The following is a 19,316-nucleotide window of genomic DNA, read 5'->3' as shown; positions in this document are numbered from 1 at the left end:
GGGATCAATGCAGCGCGGCCTGCGGTGCATTTTCCTTGTCGTGGGTCCCGAAGCGGTCGATCATGTGGGCGCTTGCCTCGTTGACGCCTCTCAGATCGACCTCGACCCCGTGGCGGCGGAACTTCAGCACCACGTCGTCGATCGCGCCGACCGCGGTAATGTCCCAGAGATGCGCCTGCGAGACGTCGATCGTCACCCGCTTCAGCGGCTCGGAGAAGTCGAAGGCCTTGATGAAGCTCTCCGTCGAGGCGAAGAATATCTCGCCGTCGACGTGATAGGTGCGCGCGGTGCCGTCGGGGCTCGGTTCGGAGCGGACGTGGAAGAGACGCGAGACCTTGCCGGCAAAGAAGACGCCGGAGAGAAGCACGCCGACCAGCACGCCCTTCGCCAGGTCATGGGTGGCCACGACGGTCACGACCGTTGCCAGCATGACGATCGACGACGGCAGGGGATTGCGGCGCAGGTCCAGAACCGAGCGCCACGAGAAGGTGCCGATGGAGACCATGATCATCACGGCGACGAGCGCCGCCATCGGTATGATGCGGACGATCTCGTCGAGGACGAGGATCAGGAAGAGAAGGAAGGCGCCGGCGACGAAGGTCGAGAGGCGACCGCGCCCCCCGGAACCGACATTGATCACCGACTGGCCGATCATGGCGCAGCCGCCCATGCCGCCGATCAGGCCGGAGGCGATGTTGCTGACGCCCTGCCCTACGCATTCCTGGCTCTTGTTGCTGTTCGTGTCGGTCATCTCGTCGACGATCTTGGCCGTCAGCAGGGATTCCAGCAGCCCGACGGCGGCGAGCGCCAGCGAATAGGGGAAGATGATCTCGAGGGTCTCGAAGGTCAGCGGCACCTGCGGCAGTGCGAAGATCGGCAGGCTGTCCGGTAGTGCGCCCAGATCGCCCACCGTGCGGATGTCCATGCCCCAGTAGTAGGCGACCGCGGTCAGCGCCGCGATAGCCACGAGCGGCGACGGGATGAGGCGCGTCACCAGCGGAAAGAGATAGATGATGGCGAGGCCGGCGGCGATCATCACATAGGTCTCGACGGGGACGCCGATGAGTTCTGGCAGCTGTGCCATGAAAATCAGGATGGCCAGCGCGTTCACGAAACCGGTCATCACCGACCTTGAGACGAAGCGCATGACGCGGCCGAGCCGGGCGGCGCCGGCGAGGATCTGCAGGAGCCCCATCAGGAGCGTTGCGGCAAAGAGATACTGAAGACCGTGGTCGCGAACCAGCGTCACCATCAGTACGGCGGTGGCGGCGGTGGCGGCGGAGATCATGCCGGGACGACCGCCAGTGAACGCCGAGACGCAGGCAATGGCGAAGGACGCAAAGAGGCCGACCTTGGGATCGACGCCGGCAATGACGGAGAAGCCTATCGCCTCGGGGATGAGGGCGAGCGCGACGACAATGCCCGAAAGGACATCGCCGCGGATGTTGGAAAACCATTCGCGCTTGTACTGGGAAAGACCATTCATCGGAAAATTCTTCGCAATGGAAGCATCGGCCGGACGGGGAGTTCGGCATATGTGGAGATGATGCTTTGCGTTGTCCGGCGGATCGGCGGCCGGAAGAGCCACCCGGGGGTTTCACCCGAGTCCTTGTGATGAAGGGTCTATAGCGGCGGCGATGCCGCCTTGCAACGTGGCGACTGCCACGGTGCGGGCGAAGGCCCGGACCGCTCGGCCCGGGCCTTCGAAGCTGTTAGTCCAGAACCTGGATGACGGTGCGGGTCTGCGGGTTCACCAGAACGCGGCGCTCGTTGACGACGGTATAGGCGTAGTCGTTGTAGCCATCGACCGTGTGGACCTCGACCGCTTCGGGAAGCGGCGCGCCGACGACGACCTCGCCGTCATAGACGACGGAGGGAACGCTCTGCTCCATCACGTAGGTGCGGACTTCGCCGGGGACGACGACGGTGGAACCGGTGACGACGGGGGCCTGCTCCTGGACGATGACGGTGCCCTGCGCCAGGGCGGCGCCGGAGACCATGACGAGAGCCGACGTTGCGGCGATAAGCTGAATGCGCATGTTCTTTCTCCTGTGCTTCTGCTGGGCAGACAATACGGGAGACGGAGGTTGGTTCCGCTTTCGGCCCCTACCGGTGATCACCAAAGATGAACCGCCGAAACGCAAAACGGCGGCCAGGGCCGCCGTTCATGCAATTCACCTGGTGCGAAAACCGCTCAGTCCTTCTTGGACGGCACCACGCGAAGCGCCAGTTCCCGAAGCTGGGTAGGGGTCGCGGGCGACGGGGCGTTCATCAGGAGATCCTGCGCCTGCTGGTTCATCGGGAAGAGCGTGATCTCGCGCAGGTTCTTCGCGCCCGTCAGCAGCATGACGATACGATCGACGCCGGCCGCCATGCCGCCGTGGGGCGGCGCACCGTACTGGAAGGCACGGTAGAGGCCGCCGAAGCGCTCCTCGACGTCCGCCTGGCTGAGGCCGACCTTCTCGAAGGCCTTGACCATGAGTTCCGGCGACTGGTTACGGATCGAGCCCGAGGCGATTTCGAAGCCGTTGCAGACCATGTCGTACTGGTAGGCCTTGATCGTCAGCGGGTCCTGGTTCTCCAGCGCTTCCATGCCGCCCTGCGGCATGGAGAACGGGTTGTGGGCGAAGTCGACCTTCTTCTCGTCGTCGTTCCATTCGAAGAACGGGAAGTCGACGATCCAGCAGAGTTCGAAACGGTCGCGGTCGATGAGGTTCAGTTCGTCGGCGGCGCGGTTGCGGGCCTCGCCAGCGAACTTGTAGAACTTCTCCGGCTCGCCGGCGACGAAGAAGCAGGCGTCGCCCTCGTCGAGGCCGAGCTGGGTGCGGATCGCCTCGGTGCGCTCCTCGCCGATGTTCTTGGCAAGCGGGCCGGCGCCTTCCAGGACGGCGCCTTCCTGGCGCCAGAAGATGTAGCCGAGGCCGGGCTGGCCCTGGCTCTGCGCCCATGCGTTCATGCGGTCGCAGAAGGCTCGCGAGCCGCCGGTCCTGGCCGGGATCGCCCAGACCTCGACCTTGGAATTGGACGCGATCATGTTGGCGAAGACCTTGAAGCCGGAGCCGGCGAAGTGCTCGGTGACCGCTTCCATGACGATCGGGTTGCGCAGGTCCGGCTTATCGGAGCCGTACTTGCGGATCGCCTCGTCATAGGGGATGCGCGGGAATTCCCTGGTGACCGGCTTGCCTTCCGCGAACTCCTCGAAGATGCCGCGGATGACCGGTTCCATGGTCGTCCAGACGTCCTCCTGGGTGACGAAGCTCATTTCCAGGTCGAGCTGGTAGAATTCGCCCGGCAGGCGGTCGGCACGCGGGTCCTCGTCGCGGAAGCAGGGGGCGATCTGGAAGTAGCGGTCGAAGCCGGCGACCATCAGGAGCTGCTTGTACTGCTGCGGCGCCTGCGGCAGCGCGAAGAACTTACCTTCGTGGATGCGCGACGGCACGAGGAAGTCGCGTGCGCCTTCCGGCGAGGAAGCGGTCAGGATCGGCGTCGAATATTCGGTGAAGCCGACATTGGTCATCTCGCGGCGCATCGCGGCGATGACCTGGGTCCGCTTGACGATGTTGCGGTGCAGCGTTTCGCGGCGCAGGTCGAGGAAGCGGTATTTCAGGCGCACGTCTTCCGGGTAGTCAGGCTCGCCGAAGACCGGCAGCGGCAGTTCCTTCGCCGCCGACAGGACCTCGATCTCCTGGGCGTAGAGCTCGACCTCGCCGGTCGGCATGTTCCTGTTGATCGTGTCCTCGGTGCGCGCCTTGACGAGACCGTCGATGCGGATGACCCATTCGCCGCGAACGGTTTCAGCCGTCTTGAAGGCCGGTGAATCCGGATCGGCCACCACCTGGGTCAGGCCGTAATGGTCGCGCAGGTCGATGAACAGCACGCCGCCATGGTCCCGCACGCGATGCACCCAGCCGGAGATGCGAACGGTGGAGCCGACGTCGGACTTCCTCAGGGCGGCACAGGTGTGACTGCGATAACGGTGCATTGCAAAGATTCCTGGACTGGTGCGAAGCTGCGGGAGCGGCATGGGGCCGTCTATCCGGCAGACGGAAAATCGGCGCGAAAAGCGCATGCCCGGCCCGCTTTGTCAAGGCTTGGAGCCGGTTGGCGGCTTTTCACCTGTCTTTGCGGCGCAAGCTTGGCTAGAACGTCTGCAACCACGCGGCGGCATCGAGTCGCGCGGCTGTCGCGAAAGCATTTCATGAGCCAGATACGCCCGCTGATTCCCCTGCTCGTCACCGCCGGCATCCTCATCGGCGGCAATGGCCTCCAGGGCACCTATATCGCACTGCGCGGCTCCCACGAAGGCTTTTCGCCATCCCTGATCGGCATGATCGGCGCCGGCTACAGCGTCGGCTTCGCGATCGGCTGCATCTACGTCACCCGGATCCTGCGCGACATCGGCCATATCCGCACCTTCTCGGCCATGGCCGCAATCGGCGCATCATGCTCGCTCGCCATGTCGCTCGTCATCGATCCGACCTTCTGGTTCCTGATGCGCTTCATCATCGGCATTGCGGTGGCGAGCCTGTTCGCGACGGTGGAAAGCTGGATCAACGCGCAGGTGACGAACGCCAACCGGGCGCGCACGCTCTCCATCTACCGGCTCGTCGACCTCGGTTCCGTCACGGCGGCCCAGTACATGATCCCGGTAGCGGGCATCGAGGGAACCGTCATCTTCAGCATCATCGCGATCGCCATGACGCTGTCGCTGGTGCCGATCTCGCTCGCCGACCGGTCGAGCCCGGCGCCGCCCGAAGCAATCCGCTTCGACCTGAAGGCGGTGTGGCGCATCTCGCCGCTGGCGGTGGTCGGCGTGGTCTGCGTCGGGCTCGCCATGGCCGCCTTCCGCAATATCGGGCCGATCTACGGCGAAGCGATCGGCATGAGCATCACCTCGATCGCCACCTTCATGAGCGCCGGCATCATCGGCGGCGTCGTCCTGCAATATCCGCTGGGCGTCTATTCCGACCGGCTGGACCGGCGCACCGTCATCCTGTGGACGACGATCGGCTCGATCCTGACCGGCGCCTACCTCTCCTTCGGCGCCGGGACCAACGAGACGGCCAATATCATCGGCGTCTTCCTGTTCGGCGCATTCTCCATGCCGCTCTATTCGCTGTGCTCAGCCCATGGCAACGACTATGCCCGGGAGGGCGAGCATGCGATCGTCTCGGCGGGGCTTCTCTTCTACTGGTCGGTCGGCGCCACGATCGGGCCGCTGCTCGCCTCGCTGCTGCTCGAATATTACGGACCGGACGTCTTCTTCGTCTATACCTCGGTGATCTTCGGCGGCTTCGCGCTCTTCACGCTGCGCCGGATGGGCGCGCGGGCACCCGTGCCGCCCGAGAAGCGGCCGAGACGGTTCCGGGCGCTTTTGCGCACCTCCGCCTATTTCAACAAGCTCGCCGCGCCGTCCGAGAAGGATGACCCCGGCAAGGATGACCACCGCTGATTTCGCCGGTTATATTGACATATTGGGCCGGAAGGAGAAGGAAAGGCCTGTCCCTTTACTCCCGACCATGTTGTGACCGCACCTGATGATCGAAACAACTGCCGCCCTTGAAGACGCCTGCACCAGGCTTGCCCAATCGGACTTCATCACCATCGACACGGAATTCCTGCGCGAGACGACCTTCTGGCCGCAGCTCTGCCTGATCCAGATGGCGAGCCCGACGCTGGAAGTGCTGGTCGATCCGCTGGCGAAGGGGCTCGACCTCAAGCCCTTCTTCGAGCTGATGGCGAATCCCGGGGTGGTGAAGGTCTTCCACGCCGCCCGGCAGGACATCGAAATCATCCATCACCTCGGCAATCTCGTGCCGCACCCGATCTTCGATACGCAGGTCGCGGCAATGGTCTGCGGCTTCGGCGACAGCATCTCCTACGACCAGCTCGTGCAGCGCACGACCGGCGCCCATATCGACAAGACCTCCCGCTTCACCGACTGGAGCCGGCGGCCGCTTTCCGACAAGCAGCTGGAATATGCGCTGGCCGACGTGACGCATCTGCGCGACGTCTATGCCGCCCTCAAGGAGCAACTGGAGCGCGAGGGCCGCGCCGGCTGGCTGACCGAGGAGATGGCCATCCTCGAATCCGCCAGCACCTACGACATCCATCCGGACGACGCGTGGCTGCGGCTGAAGGCGCGGCTTCGCAAGCCGAGCGAGCTGGCGATCCTGAAGTTCGTGGCGGCATGGCGCGAGCGCGAGGCGCGCAGCCGCAACGTGCCGCGCTCGCGGGTGCTGAAGGACGACGCGATCTTCGAGATCGCCCAGCAGCAGCCGAAGGATACCGAGGCGCTGTCGCGCCTGAGGACGATCCCGAAGGGCTGGGAACGCTCCGCCTCCGGCTCGGCCGTCGTCGAGGCGGTCAACGCAGCACTTGCCCTGCCGAAGTCCGAGATGCCGCACGCGCCGAAGCCGACGCGCTCGCCGGAGGGCTCGGGTGCCGCCGTCGAACTCCTCAAGGTCCTGCTGAAGCTGATCGCCGACCGGGAGGGAGTTGCCGCCAAGGTGATCGCCAATACCGACGACCTTGAAAAGATCGCCGCGGAGGGCGAAGACGCCGACGTCGCCGCGCTCCACGGCTGGCGGCGCGATCTCTTCGGCGACACGGCCCTCAAACTGATCTCCGGCGGCGTCGCACTTCGCTTCGTCGACAAGAAGGTCGAGGCGGTAGAGCTTTAGGGCCGCCGCTCAAAGCTCCCACGGATTGACGACGGCGACGCCTGCCGCCGTGAACGGCGCGGTATCGCGGGTTGCGACGGTAAAGCCGTGAACGCGGGCGATTGCCGCGATCTGGCCGTCGGCGATAAGGTGATCATTCGAAGGACGCGGCGCGTGCCGTCGATGGATCCCGGGAAAAGTCCAGGTCCTGAAGTTCTGGGAACTCCATGGCCAAGTCCCTCAGCGCGGTTGCCGAGCCCGAGCGCGGACTTCTCGCCGGGAGGGACGCGTCCGGGACCAGCACCTCCTCGAGAATACGGGCGACTTCCGCCTCGGTCGTCAGCCCATGCTCCGGAGCCCGCGCCCCAGCGCGCTGATTGCCTTCGCCGACAGATCTTTTACTCTGATTGAATTCACGTCGGACCGCCGATCTCATTCAGTTCGACGGCGAAGATAACCCGCCCCACCTCCGTTTTCAACGAGCGCGTCCATGTCCCCTGCCCTCACTGCCGAGATTGCCCAGCGGTTCGCGACCATCGCGCTCGGGCATGTGCGGCGTGAGTATCCCAACAAGCCGGGGCATGTGCTGGCGGGGCCGGAGGATGCGCGCACGCCGCGGGAACTCCATCCGATCTTCCACGGCAGCTTCGACTGGCATTCCTGCGTACACGGTTACTGGATGCTGGCGCATCTTCTGCGGCGCTTTCCCGGGATCGAGGCCGCGCCCGCCATTCGCGCGCTGTTCGACGAACAGCTGACGGCCGGCAATGTCGCGGGCGAGTGCGCCTATCTCGCGGCACCGGAGGCACAAGGCTTCGAGCGGCCCTATGGCTGGGGCTGGCTGCTGAAGCTCTCGGCGGAACTTTCCCTGCACGACGATGACCGCTGGTTCTGGGCGCTGCAGCCGCTTGCCGACGTCTTCGTTGCGCGGTTTGCCGACTTCCTGCCGATCGCCACCTATCCGGTGCGGGTGGGGACGCATTTCAACACGGCGTTCGCGCTCAGGCTTGCGGCGGACCATGCCGAGGCCGTACGGGACGAAAAGCTCACGGCATTGCTGCGAGAGACCGCCCTTCGCTGGTACGGGGCCGACGAGGATTGCCCGGCCTGGGGCGAGCCTTCGGGCGACGACTTCCTCTCCTCCGCCCTTGCCGAGGCGGAATGCATGCGGCGGCTGATGCCCCGGGGCGAGTTCATCGCCTGGTTCGACCGCTTCCTGCCTGGGATCGAGGCACGGAGGCCGGCGACGCTGTTTCGTCCGGCCCGCGTGTCCGACCGTTCGGACGGCAAGATCGCCCATCTCGACGGCCTCAACCTCAGCCGCGCCTGGTGCTGGCGATCGCTGGGCAAGGCGCTTCCCGAGGCGGACCCGCGGCGGCCGGTGATGGCGGCGGCGGCCGAGGCCCACCTGGCGGCCGCGCTCCCCCATGTGGCCGGCGACTACATGGGCGAACACTGGCTCGCAAGCTTCGCCACCCTTGCGCTGGACGCCTGAAGGGCGCGCTTTCACGCGTGAAGCCGGGCGCCCCTGGTGATCTTGTCGACGACCTTCTTTTCCGCCCGCATGGCAATGCCGACGACCCTGGCATCTTCGGGAGAAAAGCGTTCGAACACCTCGCGGTTCGCCCCGTCGTGGCCGGTCGCAAACATTTCCTCGACATAGAGGGACGTGGTGATCTCCCGTTCCAGCGCGCGCCGGTGGATGGCCCGCAGTCCTTCCTGGTCCGCAGTGAGCACGACCATCGGCTGGACCGTCAGCGGGTTATAGACATTGCCGGCGGCATCCCGATAAGCTTCGCCGATGATCGCCGGATACTGGGCGACGATGCCGCTTGCCAGGAAGGCGGTGACGTTCAGCTCCTGCCAGGCGGCGAGGTCATTGCGAAGGACGATGGCGATCTTGGTCTCGAACATTCACGAAAACTCCCTTCGGGGCATGGAGAGAAGCGAGCAGCTAACGGCGGCGCCGGGAACGGGTCTTGAACGTTCGTGCGGGCCGGACGGCGGGGACCGTATCCGGCTTGCTGCCGCCTCGCGGGGGATCGAGCGCATCGAGGCGCGTTTCCACGGCAACGGATTTTCGCCGCACCGGCACGATACCTATGCGATCGGGATTACGGTTTTGGGCGTCCAGACCTTCAAGTATCGCGGCGCCTCCCGGTTCAGCCTTCCCGGCAAGGTCATAGTGCTGCATCCGGACGAGGTGCATGACGGCGCAGCAGGCACGGAGGACGGGCTCGTCTACCGGATGATCTACCTGCCGCCGGATCTCGTCTCGGATGCGGGCGGCGATCCCGCGCAGCCGCTTCCCTTCGTGAGCGGGCCCGTGGTCGGTGATGCGGCGCTGCGGCAGGCGCTCGCCGACATACTGGACGATCTCGCCCGCGAACCGGATGACCTGCTGCTCGACGACGCCCTCTCCCGGATTGCCGCCGGGCTGCGTCGGAACGCCGACGCGACGCCCTCACGGACGGGAGCTGCAGCCCGCGACGCCGTCCTCGCCTGCAAGGACTATCTCGACGCACGCCTCGGCGATCCGGTGTCTTCCGCCGAACTGGAATTGGTCGGCGGCATGGACCGCTACCAGCTGGCGCGGCACTTCCGCCGGGTGCTGGGCACAAGCCCGCACCGCTACCTGGTGATGCGCCGCCTCGATCGGGCGCGGCGCGAACTGCAGGCCGGCGCCGGCCTTGCGGACGCGGCCGTGGCGGCGGGGTTTTCCGACCAGGCCCACTTCACCCGCCATTTCGGGAGGACCTACGGGATGACGCCCGGGCGGTGGGTGGCGCTATCGCGCCGGACCTGACACGCGCCTTCATCGTTCTGTCAAACGGCCATCAAGCGTTCGTCATGTGCGGCTCCTAGGAAGGGGTGTCCCGACCTCTTACCCATAGGTGTTTCCATGACCAGAACCCTGCTTGCCTCCGTGGCGCTCGCCGCTCTCCTCGGCGGTATCGCCCACGCCGAGGAGAAGGAATTTCCCGCGACCCTCGTCTCCCACGCAATCCTGCCCGCCAACACGATCATCCCGGCGCCGGAAGACGCGCCGGAGCACCTGAAGACGTCCGGCAAGTTCTCCACCGCCGACCGCAAGCGCGCCGAGGGGCTCGGCACGGTGCCCGGCAAGGACGGCGTGCGCCCGACCGGCCTGTCGCTCCCCTTCGACGGCCAGCCGGTGCAGGGCTTTTCGGGCATCAAGACCATGGCGGACGGCACCTTCTGGAGCCTTTCCGACAACGGCTTCGGCTCGAAGATCAATTCCAGCGACACGATGCTGATGCTTCACAATATCCGCTTCGACTGGGACAGCGGCACGGTCGACCGGCTCGACACGGTGTTCCTGAGCGATCCGGACCGCAAGGCTCCCTTCCCGATCGTCATGGAAGGCTCCGACAGCCGCTACCTGACGGGCGCCGATTTCGACGTGGAATCGATCCAGCCCACCGAGGACGGTTTCTGGGTCGGCGAGGAATTCGGCCCCTATGTCCTGAAGTTCACCAAGGACGGCAAGCTGACCGACGTCATTGCCACCAAGGTCGGCGACAAGCCGGTTCTTTCCCCCGACAATCCGACGCTCGTCACGCCGGCCAACCCGACCGCGAAAATGGCCGCCTTCAACCTGAAGCGCTCCGGCGGCTATGAAGGGCTTGCCATGTCCAAGGACGGCTCGAAGCTCTACGGCATGCTGGAGGGCCCGCTCTTCCTGGAAGACGGGACAGTCGAGCAGGCGGACGGCCAGACGGCGCTGCGGGTCGTCGAACTCGATGCCGCCTCCAGGGAGTGGACGGGCCGCTCCTGGCTCTACCCGCTGTCGGCCGGCGGCGAGGCGATCGGCGACTTCAACATGATCGACGGCACGACCGCGCTGGTGATCGAGCGGGACAACGGGGCCGGCACCGCCGAGCGCGCCTGCGCCGACCCGAAGAAGCCGGAACCCACCTGCTTTGCGGTCCCCGCCAGGCACAAGCGGATCTACAAGATCGAGATGACCGACGAGAACGCCGGGAAGGCCGTTCGCAAGATCGGCTATATCGACCTGATGCAGGTGAAGGACCCGAAGGGCGTCGCCCGCCAGGGCGGCGGCGAAGGCTTCTACGACATGCCCTTCGTCACGATCGAGGATGTCGACGTGGTGGATGACAGCCATATCGTCGTCGGCAATGACAACAACCTGCCGTTCTCGGCCGGGCGGGCGCTCGACAAGGCGGACGACAACGAGTTCGTGCTGCTGGAAGTCGGCGAGTTTCTTGCCGCGAAGTAGGTGGGAACAAGCATGTGCCTCCCCTCTCCCCGATCGCGGGGGGAGGATCATGCCCGGCTCGTCCAAAGCCGGATGCCGTTGTCCGCGCGGCGTCCGAGCGATAAGCTTCGGCCGGAGAACGGGCCGATGACAGATCCAGACGAGATAAAGCAGGCGCTCAGAGAAGCCTGGTCGATCGACACCAGCAGCAAGTGGACCGAGGAATGCCCCGCCCGCGGCCAGTGCAGCGTGACTGCGCTTGCCGTCCAGGACCTGCTGGGCGGAACGCTGCTCCGCACGGACGTGAACGGGGCGATGCACTTCTATAATCTCATCGGCGGGCTGCGCGAGGACTTCACATCGAGCCAGTTCGATACGCCGATCCCTTACGACGACCTTTCCGCTACGCGGGAGGAAGCGATGAGTGACACGACCCCTGCACAATACGAAGCGTTGAGGAGAAGCCTCAAGGCCGCGCTCGGTGCCTCTTCGGCGTTCACTACTCGAACCTGAAGGCGAGGCGCTTGCCGGTCAGCTTGGCGAGTTGCTGCAGCCGGCCTTCCAGGCGCTCGCCGGCGAGGTTCGCATGCTCGGGGGGCACGACGAATTCCAGGTCGAGGTCCGGCGAGGAGGCGGGGCGGAAGGCCAGGGTGTTGACGATGCCCGGCATGGAGGCGGAGAACAGGTAGACCACCCGCAATATGCCGCCGAGCAGCTTTGCCAGTTCATGCAGCCGTCGACCGGCGATGTTGGCGAGCGGTCCGGACGCATCGTCGTCTTGCAGCCCCTCGAAGCGGTAGTAGTTGGCAAGCGCCAGATAGGCGCGACCCGGATGGGTGATGCCGACGAGGGAGGAGTGGGCGATGAGGTTCATGGCCTGGGGGCCGCGGTAATCGGGATGGGCGCGCCAGCTGATATCGGCGAGCAGGCAGGCCGCCTGCCGGTAGCGGCTTTCCTCCAGCGTTTCGTCGATGCCGAAGAGGGGAACCATCTGCCCCGTCCAGACGGCGAGTTCGCGGGCATGCCGGGGAGAGCGGGCCCGCAGTATCGCCAGTTCGTCGGCGGCCACGAGCAGCGGATCGGAGGCCTTCTCCTCCTCCGAGAGGAGCGAATAGAGATAGCCCTCGCGCATGCCCTGGGCGGAGAAGAGAATGCGCTCGGGCTTCATGACCCGCAGCACTTCCTGCATGGCGACGGCGCCGAAAGGCAGGAGCGCGCGACGGTTCTTGGACACCGCCTGGAAGGCGGGATGCTTGCTGTCGGCCTCGACCACCCTTTCGAGGAAGGATGCCATGTCGTCCGAACTGAGCTCGTATCCCTGCATCATGTGCAGCGGGTAGCCGGTCAGTTCCATGTGCAGCTTGGCGATATTTCGCCAAGTGCCGCCCACGGCATAGAAGGTCCTGCCCTCCCCCTTCTTCAGGAACGACGCCCGCGCGACGTGCTCCGCGGCGATCGCCCTTGCCTTGTCGAGCGATTGACCGGAAGTCTCGGAAAGGCGCAGCCCGCCGAGGGGAAGCGTGATGCCCCGGCCGACCTCTTCGCCGCGAATGTCGATGAGTTCGAGCGAACCGCCCCCCAGGTCGCCGGCGATCCCGTCCGGTTCGTAGAAGCCGCTGATGACGCCATAGGCGGAATAGAGGGCCTCCTCCTCGCCGCTCAGGACCTGCACCTTGCAGCCGAGGATTTCCTCCGCGTCGCGGATGAACTTCGAACCGTTCGCGGCTTCGCGTGCGGCGGCGGTCGCCAGGGGATAGATATGCGTGGCGCGGGCCTGCTCGGAGAGGGCGCGGAACCGTCGGAGCGCCGCCAGCGCACGGTCGACGGCGCCCGGATCCATCCGGCCTGTGGAGGCGAGGCCCTTGCCGAGGCCGCAGAGGACCTTCTCGTTGAAGAGCATGGCAGGCGAGCGTGACAGGCCCTCGTAGATCACGATACGGACGGAGTTGGAGCCGATGTCGACCACGGAGACGGGAGCGATTCCCGGCAGCCGGCCCTGTGCTTCAGATCTTACCATGCTGCCTTTTTCTCGGCCTAGTTCCTGCGTCCGGACACCAGGCCGGCGATCAGTTTCGGAGCACTTGAGTTCAGAGCTTCACCGCGACCGGAAAGACTCGGATTGGTCATGAAATACTGTTGCGCGTTGAAAGGTTCCTCGCCCGGACGCACTTCGATGCGTCTTGACGTGCCGTCGGGCAATATCTCGTAGCTCTGCTGGTTGTCAATCAGGTTGCCGAGCATGATCTGCGAGAGCACCTGCTCGTGAACCGTGGGGTTGAGAAGCGGCACGAGCGTCTCGACGCGGCGGTCGAGATTGCGGGGCATCATGTCGGCCGAGCCTATGTAGACCAGCGCCTTGTCGGAGGGCAGTCCGTAGCCGTTTCCGAAGCAGAAGATGCGGCTGTGCTCGAGGAAGCGGCCGACGATCGACTTCACCCGGATATTGTCCGACAGGCCCTTCACCCGGGGGCGGAGGCAGCATATGCCGCGGACGACCAGGTCGATGTCCACGCCGGCGGCGCTGGCACGGTAGAGCGCATCGATGATCTCCGGATCGACCAGGGAATTCATCTTCATCCAGATCGCGGCCGGGGCGCCGTTGCGGGCATGGACGATTTCCTCCTCGATGTGGCGGAGGATGCGCGGACGCAGCGTATAGGGCGAGACGGCAAGCTTCATGCTGTCCTCCGGCTCGCCGTAGCCGGTGATGAAGTTGAAGACATTTGCCATGTCGTGGGCAATCTTCGGATTGCAGGTGAAGAAGGAGAGATCCGTGTAGATGCGGGCGGTGACCGGGTGGTAGTTGCCCGTTCCCAGGTGGCAGTAGGTCCGGAGCTTGCCGTCCTCGCGGCGTACGACCATCGACATCTTGGCATGCGTCTTCAATTCGATGAAGCCGAAGACGACCTGTACGCCGGCGCGCTCCAGGTCGCGTGCCCAGCGGATATTGGCCTCCTCGTCGAACCGTGCCTTGAGTTCGACCAGGGCGGTGACCGACTTGCCGGCCTCGGCCGCATCGATCAGGGCGCGGACGATCGGGCTGTCGTTCGAGGTGCGGTAAAGCGTCTGCTTGATGGCAAGCACATCCGGGTCACGCGCCGCCTGCAGGAGGAACTGCACGACGACGTCGAAGCTTTCATAGGGATGGTGGACGACCATGTCCTTCTCGCGGATGGCCGCAAGGCAATCGCCCGCATGCTCGCGAACGCGCTCCGGAAAGCGCGGATTGAAGGGTTCGAAGCGCAGGTCCTCGCGCGGCGCCTTGGTGATCTCCGAAAGCGTGTTGAGCGCCAGCAGGCCGGGAAGAACGGCGATGCGGTTGTCGGGAACGCCGAGTTCCTGCACCACGAACTGGCGCAGTTCCGGCGGCATCTCGGAATCGGTCTCGATCCGGATGACCTTGCCGCGGCGGCGCCGCTTCAGGGCCGTCTCGAAGAAACGGACGAGGTCTTCGGCCTCTTCCTCCACCTCGATATCGCTGTCGCGGATGATGCGGAAAGTGCCCGCGCCCTGCACCACATAGCCGGGGAAGAGGCGGTTGGTGAACATTCCGACCACGTCTTCCAGCGTAATGTAGCGGATGGCGCCCCCTTCGTCGGGCAGGCGGATGAAGCGATCGAGGGTCGGCGGAAGGCGCAGGAGCCCGGTCATCGGCTCGCGGCCGTTGAGGCTCTCCAGCTGCAGGGCGATCGAGAAGCCGAGGTTGGGGATGAACGGGAACGGATGGGCCGGGTCGATCGACAGCGGCGTCAGCACCGGGAAGAGTTCATCGTCGAAAGCATTCGCGAGCCACGTGCGGTCGTCGCTCGACAGCGCCGCCGGGCGAACGATCAGGATGTCCTCGCGGGCGAGATATTGCTGCAGGACGGCGAGCGAGGCCTGCTGTTCCATCTGCAGATTGTCGATCTCCTGCAGGATGGCGTCGAGCTGTTCCGCCGGCGTCTTGCCGTCGGGGCTGCGGATGACGATGCCCTGCCGGACCTGGCCTTCGAGCCCGGCCACGCGGACCATGAAGAACTCGTCGAGATTGGCGGCCGAGATCGACAGGAAGCGCACCCGTTCGAGCAGCGGATGGGCGGTGTTCAGCGTCTCCTCGAGGACACGGCGATTGAACTGCAGCCAGGAGAATTCGCGGTTGATGAAGCGATCGGGGCTCTGCAGCAGATCCTCCATGACGGGGGCTGCCCCTTCCTGTTCATGGGTCTCCGTCGTCACGTCCATGCCATCGCCCCCAAGTTATCCTCCGGCCGATATTACAGTTTGGCGACGGAACTATGACAGTCAATCGTCGTCGACGGTATTTCCGACCTCGTTCAGGACTTCGGCCGCGAGCTGCCGCGTGATCCGCGTCCCGCGGGCGAGCGCCAGGCGGTCGAGGCGGTCGACGATCGTCTGCGCGGCGGCCAGCGAGCGTTCCATCCGGGTAACGATATATCCGACCAGCTTGTCATCTATGTAAAGCTGCCGGTCGGCGAAGAGCTTGACGATCACCTGGGCCAGCAGGTCCTCGTCGGGCTCGCCGATCTCCACGACGGTCGCCGCCTTGAGGCGGGAGCGCAGGTCGGGAAGCGTGACCGGCCAGGACATCGGCCAGAGACGCGATGTGACGAGCAGGCTGTGGCCGTTCTCGCGGACGCTGTTGATGACGTGGAAGAGTTCGGTGTCGTCGAAGCCCTGGCGTTCGGCATCCTCGAACAGGACGGGGCCGGCGGCCGCGATCGCCGCCGATCCGGAGCCGGCGTGCGGATGAATGGGCGTCGCGCCGCTCTTTTCCTGCCAGATGGCGGCGAGATGCGACTTCCCGGACCCGACGGGTCCGGCGAGCACGACGACCGGGGACGGCCAGTGCGGCCAGGCATCGATGATGGAGACGGCCGCGCTCAGGCGTCCGGAGACCAGAAGGTCCTCGCGGCCGGTTGCGGCATCATAGGTGAAGGAAAGCGGCAGCTGCTCGTGGCGGCGCCGCTCTTTCTCTGTCGGTTCGCTCATTCGCCTTCCCGGGAGTGCTCCAGGGCCTGCGGCGGCTCCTGCCAGGGAAGCGCGGGCGCACGGCCGTGATAGAGGTCGCTGTCAAGATACCGCGACAGGGCAAAGCGGACAAGCACGCCGACCACGGCCGCGGCGGGCACGGCGATCAGCAGCCCGACGAAGCCGAACATCGCGCCGAAGGCGAAGAGCGCGAACATCAGCCAGACCGGATGAAGCCCGATCCGCGAGCCCATCAGCTTCGGCTGCAGGATGTTTCCCTCGATGAACTGGCCGGCGAAGAAGACGACGGCCGTCGCGATGATCCAGTGGTATTCCGGCCAGAACTGGACGAGGGCGACGCCGAGCGACAATGCGAGGCCGACGAAGGAACCGACATAGGGGATGAAGCTGATCATGCCGGCGACGAAGCCGATCAGCAGGCCGAAATTGAGACCGATCAGCGACAGGCCGACCGCGTAGAAGATGCCGAGGATGAGGCAGATCGACCCCTGCCCCCGGACGAACCCGGCGATCGCATTGTCCATCTCGCGGGCCAGCCGGCGAACCGTCTGCGTCTGCGAGCGGGGAACCCAGCCATCGACCTTGGCGATCATCTTGTCCCAGTCGAGCAGGATGTAGAAGGCAACCACCGGGGTGACGACGAGGAGCGAGACGACGTCGAGGAGCGTCTTTCCGGAGGCCCAGATCTGCCGCAGCAGGCCGGCGATGAAGCCGGCACCCTCGGTCATCACGTCGGAAAAGTTCTGCTTGGCGGTCTCGATCTGCGCGCTCAGCCAGTCCGGAAGGAAGGCATCGGGCGTGGCGATCAGTTCCTGCAGCTTTCCGACATAGCCCGGCAGCGCCCGGGCGAAATCGTTGAGCTGGCTGACGATGACCGGGATGATGATCATCAGCGAGAGCGTGAAGAGAAGCACGAAGCAGACGAGGATCACCACCGTCGCCATCATGCGGCTCAGGCCGCGCCGTTCCAGCCAGTCGGCGACGGGATCGAGGAAATAGGCAAGCGCCATTCCCGCCACGAAGGGCAGCAGGATCGAGCGGAAGGCCCAGAGGAAGACGACGCACACGATCAGCGCCGCCACCCAGAAGAGGATGTGACGGCGCAGGCTCGCTCCGCTGATATGGTAAGGCATCGGCTGTCTTCCCCGGTGGTGGCCGCAGTCCGCCCACGGATAGGAGGCGCCGCCACGCCGGTCAAGTATCCCGGCGCTCGCTCACCGGTTTCCCCTGCGAAGGAAGGCGGAGTGCTTGCATAAGCCCGCGTGTCGTGCAATGGCCGTCACAGCTTAGCGAGCGGAGACAAGCGATGAGCGAGACGGGCAAGAACGGCCTCACCTATAGCGACGCGGGCGTCGACATCGATGCCGGGAACCTGATGGTCGAGAAGATCAAGCCGGCCGTCCGCTCCACCCGCAGGCCGGGCGCCGACGGCGAGATCGGCGGCTTCGGCGGCCTCTTCGACCTGCGCGCCGCAGGCTTCACCGATCCGGTCCTCGTCGCGGCAAACGACGGCGTCGGCACCAAGCTCAAGATCGCCATCGACGCGGACCGCCACGACACCGTCGGCATCGACCTCGTCGCCATGTGCGTCAACGACCTCGTGGTACAGGGCGCCGAGCCGCTGTTCTTCCTCGACTATTTCGCCACCGGCAAGCTCGATCCGGACCAGGGCGCGGCAATCGTCCAGGGCATCGCGGAAGGATGCCGCCAGGCCGGTTGCGCACTGATCGGCGGCGAGACGGCGGAAATGCCCGGCATGTACTCGGGCGGCGACTACGACCTCGCCGGCTTTGCCGTCGGCGCGGCGGAACGCGGCCAGCTGCTGCCGGTCGGCGACATCGCCGAGGGCGACCTCATCCTCGGCCTCACCTCTTCCGGCGTCCATTCGAACGGCTATTCGCTGGTGCGCAAGATCGTCTCGGTCTCGAAACTCGGATGGGACGACGACGCACCCTTCGCCGACGGCAAGAGCCTCGGCGAGGCGCTGCTCACGCCGACGCGGATCTACGTCAAGCCACTGCTCAAGGCGATCCGCGAGACCGGCGCGATCAAGGCGCTGGCCCATATCACCGGCGGCGGCTTCCCGGAAAACATCCCGCGCGTGCTGCCGGCCAACCTCGCGGCGGAAATCGACCTCGATTCCATTCCCGTGACGCCGGTCTTCTCCTGGCTCGCCGCGACCGGCGGCGTGGAGGCGAAGGAAATGCTCCGGACCTTCAACTGCGGCATCGGCATGATCGCCGTGGTCTCCGCTGAAAACGCCCAGGCCGTGACAGACATCCTTTCCGCGGAGGGCGAGATCGTCGTGCCGCTCGGCCGGATGGTGTCGCGCGCGGAAGGCGGACCGGGCGTCATCTACCAGGGCACGCTCGGCCTATGACCCTGACGGAAGGCCGCCCCCGGAAACGCATCGTCGTCTTCATCTCGGGCGGCGGTTCGAACATGCTGACGCTCGTAAAGGCTTGCGAAGCGCCGGACTGGCCTGCCGAGATCGCCTGCGTGATCTCCGACAAGGCCTCGGCCGGCGGGCTCGCGAAGGCCGAGGCCTTGGGAATCCCGACCAAGGTCTTCGACCGGAAGGACTACGCGGACAAGGCAGCCCACGAGGCGGCGATCCTTGCAACTCTCGATGAGCTGGAGCCGGACCTCATCTGCCTTGCCGGCTACATGCGGCTCCTGTCCGGCGAATTCATCCGCCGCCACGAGGGACGCATCCTCAATATCCACCCTTCCCTCCTGCCGCTCTTTCCCGGCCTGCATACGCACCGGCGCGCCATCGACGCCGGCATGAAGATCGCCGGGTGCACGGTGCATTTCGTGACCGAGGGGATGGACGAAGGTCCGATCGTGGCGCAGGCAGCCGTTCCGGTCATGGCGTCCGATACGGCGGAAACGCTTGCCGCGCGGGTGCTGTCGATCGAGCACCAACTCTATCCGCTGGCGCTGAAGCTGGTGGCGGAAGAAAGCGTACGGATGGAGGACGGGCGCGCGGTGACCCTTCCAGGAACCGATCGGAAGCTCGCCTCCCAGCAGCTCATTTCCGGCGGGCTTTAGGCCCGGCCATTTGACGCCCGCCGTGACCGCGCCTATCTAGCAATGGTCGCTGGAGCACAGCCATGACCATCACCGTCAACGTTGAAGACGCAAACCTGCGAGAACTTCTGGCCAGGGTCGAGGCCGGCGAGGAAGTCGTGCTCCTGCGCGGCGACGAACCGGTCGCGAAGCTCTCCGGGATCGCAAATCCGATGGGCAAGGCCGAACTTATCGCAACCATCATCCGAGAACGCGCCGGACGGCAGCCCGTCACCCAAGAAGAGATCGCCGAGTGGAAACAGATCGGCCGTAGGTAGCCAGCGTCAACCGGCGACTGGCGGAGGCGGCGATGCGCGAGGGCGTCGAGCCGCCTGACATAGCCAGTCCGCCTG

Annotated in this window: 17 protein-coding genes and 1 other annotated feature; of the genes, 9 read left to right on the top strand and 8 right to left on the bottom strand. The window is 65.5% G+C overall.

Annotated elements, in window-relative coordinates; translation table 11 throughout:
* Nucleotides 1-4: 4 nt before the first annotated feature.
* The 3 genes from ACWGPT_RS07635 to aspS all read right to left on the bottom strand — a co-directional run bounded on the left by ACWGPT_RS07635 (nucleotide 5) and on the right by aspS (nucleotide 3,982).
* On the bottom strand, nucleotides 5-1,486 hold the full coding sequence (locus ACWGPT_RS07635; protein ID WP_452605006.1) for a SulP family inorganic anion transporter: 1,482 nt from the start codon (nucleotides 1,484-1,486) through the stop codon (nucleotides 5-7).
* 68 nt (nucleotides 1,487-1,554) lie between these two features.
* Nucleotides 1,555-1,612 (bottom strand) — a sequence feature (sul1 is cis-regulatory element that is thought to sense ions involved in sulfur or methionine metabolism; They are found in Alphaproteobacteria).
* 100 nt (nucleotides 1,613-1,712) lie between these two features.
* Nucleotides 1,713-2,039 carry a DUF1236 domain-containing protein gene (locus ACWGPT_RS07630; RefSeq protein WP_452605005.1) on the bottom strand — a complete coding sequence of 109 codons (327 nt, stop codon included), beginning with the start codon at nucleotides 2,037-2,039 and terminating at the stop codon, nucleotides 1,713-1,715.
* Nucleotides 2,040-2,194: 155 nt separating this feature from the next.
* Nucleotides 2,195-3,982, bottom strand: a complete 1,788-nt coding sequence (gene aspS / locus ACWGPT_RS07625; protein ID WP_452605004.1) for an aspartate--tRNA ligase — start codon at nucleotides 3,980-3,982, stop codon at nucleotides 2,195-2,197.
* Nucleotides 3,983-4,198: 216 nt separating this feature from the next.
* Between aspS and ACWGPT_RS07620 the strand changes: the two genes are divergently transcribed.
* From ACWGPT_RS07620 to ACWGPT_RS07610, 3 genes are all read left to right on the top strand, one after another.
* A complete protein-coding gene (locus tag ACWGPT_RS07620; protein WP_452605003.1) occupies nucleotides 4,199-5,452 on the top strand; it encodes an MFS transporter in 1,254 nt (417 codons plus the stop codon).
* Between the two features lie 85 nt (nucleotides 5,453-5,537).
* Nucleotides 5,538-6,683, top strand: coding sequence for a ribonuclease D (gene rnd, locus ACWGPT_RS07615; RefSeq protein ID WP_452605002.1), 1,146 nt, complete (start codon nucleotides 5,538-5,540; stop codon nucleotides 6,681-6,683).
* A 469-nt stretch (nucleotides 6,684-7,152) separates the two neighbouring features.
* Nucleotides 7,153-8,157, top strand: a complete 1,005-nt coding sequence (locus ACWGPT_RS07610) for a DUF2891 domain-containing protein (protein ID WP_452605001.1) — start codon at nucleotides 7,153-7,155, stop codon at nucleotides 8,155-8,157.
* Nucleotides 8,158-8,168: 11 nt separating this feature from the next.
* On the opposite strand, the gene ACWGPT_RS07605 is transcribed toward ACWGPT_RS07610, so the two are convergent.
* The gene (locus tag ACWGPT_RS07605) at nucleotides 8,169-8,576 is read right to left on the bottom strand and encodes a DUF2000 family protein (RefSeq protein WP_452605000.1); all 408 of its coding nucleotides are present in this window, start codon (nucleotides 8,574-8,576) and stop codon (nucleotides 8,169-8,171) included.
* On the opposite strand from ACWGPT_RS07605, the gene ACWGPT_RS07600 reads away from it, so the two are divergent.
* From ACWGPT_RS07600 to ACWGPT_RS07590, 3 genes are all read left to right on the top strand, one after another.
* Nucleotides 8,554-9,468: an AraC family transcriptional regulator gene (locus ACWGPT_RS07600; protein ID WP_452604999.1), complete on the top strand. Its 915-nt coding sequence runs from the start codon at nucleotides 8,554-8,556 to the stop codon at nucleotides 9,466-9,468. The two genes, ACWGPT_RS07605 and ACWGPT_RS07600, sit on opposite strands and share 23 nt — an antisense overlap.
* Before the next feature lie 96 nt (nucleotides 9,469-9,564).
* On the top strand, nucleotides 9,565-10,923 hold the full coding sequence (locus ACWGPT_RS07595) for an esterase-like activity of phytase family protein (RefSeq protein WP_452604998.1): 1,359 nt from the start codon (nucleotides 9,565-9,567) through the stop codon (nucleotides 10,921-10,923).
* 126 nt (nucleotides 10,924-11,049) lie between these two features.
* Nucleotides 11,050-11,415 carry a YunG family protein gene (locus ACWGPT_RS07590; protein ID WP_452604997.1) on the top strand — a complete coding sequence of 122 codons (366 nt, stop codon included), beginning with the start codon at nucleotides 11,050-11,052 and terminating at the stop codon, nucleotides 11,413-11,415.
* On the opposite strand, the gene ppx is transcribed toward ACWGPT_RS07590, so the two are convergent.
* The 4 genes from ppx to ACWGPT_RS07570 are packed head-to-tail and all read right to left on the bottom strand — an operon-like array spanning nucleotide 11,402 to nucleotide 17,024.
* A complete protein-coding gene (ppx, locus tag ACWGPT_RS07585; protein WP_452604996.1) occupies nucleotides 11,402-12,919 on the bottom strand; it encodes an exopolyphosphatase in 1,518 nt (505 codons plus the stop codon). The two genes, ACWGPT_RS07590 and ppx, sit on opposite strands and share 14 nt — an antisense overlap.
* A gap of 17 nt (nucleotides 12,920-12,936) precedes the next feature.
* The gene (locus tag ACWGPT_RS07580; RefSeq protein WP_452604995.1) at nucleotides 12,937-15,123 is read right to left on the bottom strand and encodes an RNA degradosome polyphosphate kinase; all 2,187 of its coding nucleotides are present in this window, start codon (nucleotides 15,121-15,123) and stop codon (nucleotides 12,937-12,939) included.
* 60 nt (nucleotides 15,124-15,183) lie between these two features.
* The gene (gene hdaA, locus ACWGPT_RS07575) at nucleotides 15,184-15,891 is read right to left on the bottom strand and encodes a DnaA regulatory inactivator HdaA (RefSeq protein ID WP_452604994.1); all 708 of its coding nucleotides are present in this window, start codon (nucleotides 15,889-15,891) and stop codon (nucleotides 15,184-15,186) included.
* Nucleotides 15,888-17,024: an AI-2E family transporter gene (locus ACWGPT_RS07570; RefSeq protein WP_452604993.1), complete on the bottom strand. Its 1,137-nt coding sequence runs from the start codon at nucleotides 17,022-17,024 to the stop codon at nucleotides 15,888-15,890. The genes hdaA and ACWGPT_RS07570 overlap by 4 nt, the downstream gene beginning before the upstream one ends.
* A gap of 173 nt (nucleotides 17,025-17,197) precedes the next feature.
* Here ACWGPT_RS07570 and purM point away from each other — a divergent pair, with 173 nt between their 5' ends.
* From purM to ACWGPT_RS07555, 3 genes are all read left to right on the top strand, one after another.
* A complete protein-coding gene (gene purM, locus ACWGPT_RS07565) occupies nucleotides 17,198-18,271 on the top strand; it encodes a phosphoribosylformylglycinamidine cyclo-ligase (RefSeq protein ID WP_452604992.1) in 1,074 nt (357 codons plus the stop codon).
* Nucleotides 18,268-18,945, top strand: a complete 678-nt coding sequence (gene purN / locus ACWGPT_RS07560; protein WP_452604991.1) for a phosphoribosylglycinamide formyltransferase — start codon at nucleotides 18,268-18,270, stop codon at nucleotides 18,943-18,945. Before purM ends, purN begins: the two co-directional genes overlap by 4 nt.
* Nucleotides 18,946-19,007: 62 nt before the next feature.
* Nucleotides 19,008-19,241 carry a type II toxin-antitoxin system Phd/YefM family antitoxin gene (locus tag ACWGPT_RS07555; protein ID WP_452604990.1) on the top strand — a complete coding sequence of 78 codons (234 nt, stop codon included), beginning with the start codon at nucleotides 19,008-19,010 and terminating at the stop codon, nucleotides 19,239-19,241.
* Nucleotides 19,242-19,316: the final 75 nt, after the last annotated feature.

The sequence above is a fragment of the Pseudorhizobium sp. NPDC055634 genome (genome assembly GCF_053618655.1).
The sequence above is the reverse complement of the archived record's forward strand: the minus strand, read 5'-3'. Positions and strand labels throughout refer to the sequence as shown.